Source organism: Sphingomonas sanguinis (genome assembly GCF_001476905.1).
Taxonomy (GTDB): Bacteria; Pseudomonadota; Alphaproteobacteria; order Sphingomonadales; family Sphingomonadaceae; genus Sphingomonas; species Sphingomonas sanguinis_B.
This window is the reverse complement of record NZ_LDTE01000066.1, coordinates 1-2,691: the sequence shown is the minus strand read 5'-3', so window position 1 is coordinate 2,691 and position 2,691 is coordinate 1. Positions and strand designations below refer to the sequence as shown.

General features: G+C 66.1%; 4 protein-coding genes. All 4 read right to left on the bottom strand.

Annotated features, from left to right (window positions below; translation table 11 throughout):
- Positions 1 to 125: 125 nt before the first annotated feature.
- Positions 126 to 884 carry an enoyl-CoA hydratase-related protein gene (locus tag SB4_RS11000; RefSeq protein WP_193753798.1) on the bottom strand — a complete coding sequence of 253 codons (759 nt, stop codon included), beginning with the start codon at positions 882 to 884 and terminating at the stop codon, positions 126 to 128.
- Positions 885 to 892: 8 nt separating this feature from the next.
- On the bottom strand, positions 893 to 1,312 hold the full coding sequence (gene mce / locus SB4_RS10995; RefSeq protein WP_058752594.1) for a methylmalonyl-CoA epimerase: 420 nt from the start codon (positions 1,310 to 1,312) through the stop codon (positions 893 to 895).
- On the bottom strand, positions 1,309 to 1,878 hold the full coding sequence (locus SB4_RS10990; protein WP_058752593.1) for a hypothetical protein: 570 nt from the start codon (positions 1,876 to 1,878) through the stop codon (positions 1,309 to 1,311). The genes mce and SB4_RS10990 overlap by 4 nt, the downstream gene beginning before the upstream one ends.
- Before the next feature lie 24 nt (positions 1,879 to 1,902).
- Positions 1,903 to 2,691: acyl-CoA carboxylase subunit beta (locus SB4_RS10985; protein WP_275044981.1), on the bottom strand; the 789-nt coding region annotated here is incomplete at its 5' end.

Sequence of the window (2,691 nt, the reverse complement as noted above, 5' to 3'; positions counted from 1 at the left end):
CGTGACGCAAGCGATCCCCAATCGGATAGGTCAGGGCGTTCGGCCATCGGCCACTCCTCATCCATTCGTTACGTGCGCTACTTATTTTCTTTCACTAGAGCGAAATCATCGTTCGCGCGCAAGTCTCACCGACCCAGGAAACGCGGTGGACGCCGCTCGAAAAAGGCCCGGCCGCCCTCCTCGCCGTCCTGCGTCGCGCGGGCGCTTCGCTGGTCTTCTGCCTCGCGGGCCAGCGCAGTCGCATAGTCGCTGTCGAAGCCCCCATGCAGCGCCCGGCGCATCAGGCCCAGTGCGACGCTCGGCCCCGCCGCCAGCCGCTCGGCCAGCGCGAAGGCTTCGGCGTCCAGCGCATCATCGGCGACGACCTTGTGGATCATGCCCCAATCCAGCGCCTTGGCGGCAGCTACGCGCTCGCCCAACATCATCATCTCGGCCGCCCGCGCGCGACCGATCAGGCGGGGCAGCATCCAGCTCGCCCCGCCATCGGGCACCATGCCGATATTGACGAAGGCGTGGAGGAAATAGGCCCCCTCGCTCGCCACGCAGAAATCGGCGGCGAGCGCGAGGCTGCACCCGATTCCCGCCGCCGCGCCACGCACCGCACTGACCACCGGAATGGGCAGGTCGGCCAGCGTCAGGAACAGCGGGTTGAAGTGATCGACCAGCGCGCGGTGCACCGTCTCCGGGCCGATCTCGCCGCCCGAAATGTCCGCCCCTGAACAAAAGGCCTTGCCCGCACCCGTCAGCAGGACGGCCCGTGCATCGCCGCGCGCCGCCAGCGCCTCGCCGATCCGATCGAACAGTTCGGGCGGCGCGGCATTCAGGCGCTCGGGACGGTTGAGTGTCAGGACCAGAACGCCGCCCCGACGCTCGGCCAGCAGCATGGGCTCGCTCAATGCCCCTCTCCCGGTGTTTCCATCAGTTCGACCAGCACCCCGCCCATGTCGCGCGGGTGGAGGAAGACGACCGGCGTGCCGTGCGCGCCGATACGCGGCTGGCCCAGCAACGTGGCACCCTTGGCCTGAAGTTCGGCGACGGCGGCGGGAATGTCCGCCACCTCGAAGCACAGATGGTGCTGCCCTCCCGCCGGATTCTTCTTGATGAAGTTGGCGATGGGCGAGGTGTCGTCGAGCGGCTGGATCAGCTCGATCTGGGTGTTGGGCGCGTCGATGAAGCACACCCGCACGCCCTGCGGCGGCAGGTTGAACGGTGCGCCGATCGCGTCGGCGCCCAGGAGGTGGCGATAGGTCTCTGCCGTCTTCTCGATCGAAGGGGTGGCGATGCCGATATGGTTGAGGCGGCCCAGGGTCATGATTGCACCATCGGAATAGCGGCGAGCGTATCGCGCATGGTCGCCAGCGGTCCCGCCGGAGCCAGGGCCGGGCCTTTCAGGCCGGTGGATAGCTCCACGACGATCGTTTCATCGGGAGCGAGGGTCAAGGTCAGCGGTTGGGCGTCCTTGCCCTGCACACGTGCACCGACCTCGTGGACGCCGGGCGTCAGCGGCAGGACAGCGAAGCGCGGGCTTTTCAACTGCGCGCGCGTCGCCCCATCCACCATGACGTCGATGCCCGCCAGCTTGCCATAAAAGCCGTTGCGGAAGACGATCAGCCGCGCCGTACCGTCCGTTACGGGTTCCAATGCCGCCTTTCGACTATCGTCGCTGGCCAAGGCGACCTTCCTGTTCCCGGCCAAACCCAGATAGGCCGCCCCCGCGACGATACCCAGCGTCAAGCCGATGAGCGGCGAAGGTAGCGGCTGGCCACTTTGACCGGCCGCAGCCGATCGCAGCAGGGCCAGAAGGAACGACGTCAGCATCGCGACACCGACGACGATCAACGCGAAGGTGATCTGCTTGGAAAGCGGTAGCTTCTTCATCCAAAGCCTCCTTCAGAAAAAGCGTCACAACGGCAGATTGTCATGTTTCTTCCACGGGTTCGCGAGGTCCTTGTTGCGCAGCTTGCGCAGGCCCAAGGCGATCCGCTTGCGGGTCGAATGCGGCTGGATCACCTCGTCGACAAAGCCCTTGCTGGCCGCGACGAACGGGTTGGCGAACCGCGCCTCGTACTCGGCCGTTCGCTCGGCGATCTCCTCGGGCGTCTTGCCCCGGAAGATGATCTCGACCGCGCCTTTCGCCCCCATCACCGCGATCTCGGCGGTCGGCCAGGCATAGTTGAGGTCGCCGCGTAAGTGCTTGGATGCCATCACGTCATAGGCGCCGCCGTAAGCCTTGCGGGTGATGACCGTGACCTTCGGGACCGTCGCCTCGGCATAGGCGAAGAGCAGCTTGGCACCATGCTTGATGATGCCGTTATGCTCTTGGGCGGTGCCGGGCAGGAAACCGGGCACGTCGACGAAGGTCACGATCGGAATCTCGAACGCGTCGCAGAAGCGCACGAAGCGCGCCGCCTTACGGCTGGCATTGATGTCGAGCACGCCCGCCAGCACCATCGGCTGGTTGGCGACGAAGCCGACCGTGCGTCCCTCGATCCGACCGAAGCCGATGATGATGTTGGCGCCGTGCGCAGGCTGGACCTCGAAGAAGTCGCCCTCGTCGACCACCTTCGACAGCAGTTCGTGCATGTCATAGGGCTGATTGGCGCTGGCGGGGATCAGTGTGTCGAGGCTTTCCTCGATCCGGTCCCAGGCGTCGGCGGTGGGCCGCTCAGGCACGCCCTCACGGTTATTGGC

Bases quoted from the DNA above. Each gene is read 5' to 3' on its own strand.
- SB4_RS10990 (WP_058752593.1), bottom strand. From the start codon at position 1,878: ATGAAGAAGCTACCGCTTTCCAAGCAGATCACCTTCGCGTTGATCGTC.
- SB4_RS11000 (WP_193753798.1), bottom strand. From the start codon at position 884: ATGCTGCTGGCCGAGCGTCGGGGCGGCGTTCTGGTCCTGACACTCAAC.
- mce (WP_058752594.1), bottom strand. From the start codon at position 1,312: ATGACCCTGGGCCGCCTCAACCATATCGGCATCGCCACCCCTTCGATC.